This is a genomic window from Polaromonas sp. P3_C2 (assembly GCF_056402675.1).
This window is the reverse complement of sequence record NZ_JBFUGX010000505.1, coordinates 1-3,046: the sequence shown is the minus strand read 5'-3', so window position 1 is coordinate 3,046 and position 3,046 is coordinate 1. Positions and strand designations below refer to the sequence as shown.

Here is a 3,046-nt window from a genome sequence, read left to right as displayed (position 1 = left end):
CAGGTTGCCCGCAGCGAAGCGAAGGGACGCAGGAACCAGGGTCGCCTTTCTTTTGCTTACTTTTCTTTGGCGAAGCAAAGAAAAGTGAGTTGCATGCCGGGCAACCCCCGGCCAGCAACACTCAGCAAAGTACGCACCCATCAAATCAACACAACCTCACCCAACCACCAACCTCAAAAAAGTAATCTCCGAAGGCGCCCCAAACCGTTTGGGCGGCCCCCAGTACCCCGTCCCGCGGCTCGTATAAACCCACAGGTTCTGCAGCTTGTGCAAGCCCGCCGTAAACGGCTGCTGAAACCGCACAAACAGGTTCCACGGATAAAACTGCCCGCCATGCGTATGGCCCGACAGCTGCAGGTCAAAGCCGGCTTTGGCTGCCGCCGCCGCACTGCGCGGCTGGTGCGCCAGCAGCACGCGCACAGCCTCCGCCGGCGCACCACGCAGAGCCGCCTCCGGGTCACTGCGATGAGCTGGGTCAAAATGCCCACCGCTGTAGTCCGTCACACCCGCCAGCACCAGCGGCGTGGCGTCCTGGCCTGCAGCAAGAAGAGGCGGGCGAATCACCACGTGCTGGTTCAACAGCACCGTCAGGCCCAGCCGGCGCAGCTCGTCAATCCACGCATGCGCGCCCGAGTAGTACTCGTGGTTGCCCGTTACAAAATACGTGCCGTGGCGCGACTGCAGTTCTGCCAGCGGCGCGACGTGCGAGGCCAGCTCGCTCACCTTGCCGTCCACCAGGTCGCCCGTAATGGCCACCACATCGGCATCCAGTGCATTGACCTTGTCGACAATGCGGCGCAAATACGCCTGCTTGATGGTCGGCCCCACATGGATGTCGCTGATTTGCGCTACGGTAAACCCCTGCAGCGCAGCGGGCAGGCCCTTGATGGGCACGTCCACCTTCACCACGGCAGCCGTACGGCGCGCATTCAGAAAACCCAGCACGGTGATCAGCCCGCCCAGCAGCGGCACCGCCTCGGCCGACACCGTGCGCAGCCACGCCAGCGGCAGGTGGCCGGGCGCCACGGCATCGGCCAGCCACAGCACCATCAGGGCCGCGTCACGCGCCACCGTCAACACCAGCAGCGAAGAAAACAGGCCCATGAAAAGCAGGCCCGCCCAGGTCAGCACATCGGCCAGAGGCTGCTTGGCCACACGGCCGGCCATCAGCCCCAGTGGCATAACCAGCGCCGACACCAGAAGGACCGCGGCAAACAGCCATTGCCCCGCGGGATACGCCCCCAGCCCGGGGAGAAGGCGTGCACCAATGTAAACATGGAGCAGCGCGGTTACAAGCGCCAGCGGCAGGAAGTTCATGAAATGTCCAGGGTAATGACGAGCTGATGAGCCCTGCACATGGGTACGGGCCGTGCGCATTCAATGCCGGGGGCCGCTTAAAGCAGGGCTGCCGCGCCGCACAACCGCAGCCACCCGCGCGCTACAAATTGCCGGCCAGCGTTTCATACGCTCACAAGTGCGACAAAGCGTGCGCGCGAATCAGCCCCTTCGCACGCTACCCTCGGCCATCTTTCCTCGCCCTCATTTTCCGCACCGGTCGCCCGTTGTCCTTCTGCCCATGACTTTCCATCCATGACTGTTGCCATACAGGCCACCACCCCCGCCACCTTCGAAATCAAAAGCGCCAACCTGCCCCTGGTGGCCTTGCTGCTCAAGTCCACCGACCTCGTCGCCCTGGCGCAAGAACTGCAAGCCCGCTTTGGCGACATTCCCGACTTTTTCGACCAGGACGCGCTGATGATCGACCTCTCGCCGCTGCAATCCGCCGCAGTGCGCAGCGGCCGCGCGGTGGGCGACATCGACTTCCCCGCCCTCATCACCCTGCTGGGCAGCTACCAGCTGGTGCCGCTTTCCGTGAAGGGCGGCAACCCCGCGCAAATGGCGGCCGCCCTGCAAGCCGGGCTGCTGCCCGTGCCCGACGCCCACCTGCTGCCCGACCGCCCCGCTGCGGCAGCACCGGTGCAGCAGCAACAGCCAGCACCGCCCGTGGTGGTGGCCGCGCCCGCCGCCGCCCCGCTGGGCGCCCTGGTGGTCGACAAACCCCTGCGCTCAGGCCAGCAGGTGTATGCACGCGGCCGCGACCTGGTGGTGCTGGCCATGGTCAACGCCGGCGCCGAAGTCATTGCCGACGGCCACATCCACGTGTATGCGCCGCTGCGCGGCAAGGCCATGGCCGGCGCGCGCGGCAACACCGAGGCACGCATTTTTTCGCTGGCGCTGGAAGCCGAGCTGATTTCGATTGCCGGCGTGTACCGCACCGCTGAACACCCGCTGCCCGAAGGCCTGGCAGGCCAGCCCACGCAGGTGCGGCTCGTTCCCGCAGAAGAAGGCCAGGAAGGCGACCGTCTCGTCATGAATGTGTTGGCCGCATAGACATGGCCCCACTCTTTTCACTTCGCCTGCGGCCCGGCAAAGCCGGTTCCGCGGCCCCGGCTGAAATATCTATCGCTTTCAAAAGGACTTTTATCTGATGGCAAAAATCATTGTGGTCACCTCCGGCAAGGGCGGCGTGGGCAAAACCACCACCAGTGCCAGCTTTGCAACCGGCCTTGCCTTGCGCGGGCACAAAACCGCGGTCATCGACTTCGACGTGGGCCTGCGCAACCTCGACCTCATCATGGGCTGCGAGCGCCGCGTGGTGTACGACCTCATCAACGTTATTCAGGGTGAAGCCACGCTCAACCAGGCGCTCATCAAAGACAAGCAGTGCCACAATCTCTTTGTGCTGGCCGCCTCGCAAACGCGCGACAAAGACGCCCTGACAAAAGCCGGCGTCGAGAAAGTGCTGAAAGACCTGGGCGAGATGGACTTCGAGTACATCGTCTGCGACTCCCCCGCCGGCATTGAAACCGGCGCGCTCATGGCCATGCACTTTGCCGACGAAGCCCTCATCGTCACCAACCCCGAGGTCTCCTCGGTGCGCGACTCCGACCGCATCCTCGGCATGCTTTCAAGCAAAACCAAACGCGCCATCGACGGCGGCGACGCCATCAAGGAGCATTTGCTCATCACCCGCTACAACCCCGGC

The 3,046-nt window shown here is 64.3% G+C and carries 3 protein-coding genes; 2 read left to right on the top strand and 1 reads right to left on the bottom strand.

Going from position 1 to position 3,046, the window contains the following annotated elements; all coding sequences use genetic code 11:
- Window positions 1–156 precede the first annotated feature (156 nt).
- Window positions 157–1,317 carry a metallophosphoesterase gene (locus AC1DWI_RS17985; RefSeq protein WP_477670415.1) on the bottom strand — a complete coding sequence of 387 codons (1,161 nt, stop codon included), beginning with the start codon at window positions 1,315–1,317 and terminating at the stop codon, window positions 157–159.
- A gap of 273 nt (window positions 1,318–1,590) precedes the next feature.
- Here AC1DWI_RS17985 and minC point away from each other — a divergent pair, with 273 nt between their 5' ends.
- Together minC and minD are read left to right on the top strand one after the other, a co-directional pair.
- The gene (gene minC / locus AC1DWI_RS17980) at window positions 1,591–2,391 is read left to right on the top strand and encodes a septum site-determining protein MinC (RefSeq protein WP_477670416.1); all 801 of its coding nucleotides are present in this window, start codon (window positions 1,591–1,593) and stop codon (window positions 2,389–2,391) included.
- A gap of 97 nt (window positions 2,392–2,488) precedes the next feature.
- Window positions 2,489–3,046, top strand: a 558-nt coding sequence (gene minD, locus AC1DWI_RS17975) for a septum site-determining protein MinD (protein ID WP_477725356.1), incomplete at its 3' end; no start/stop codon positions are given.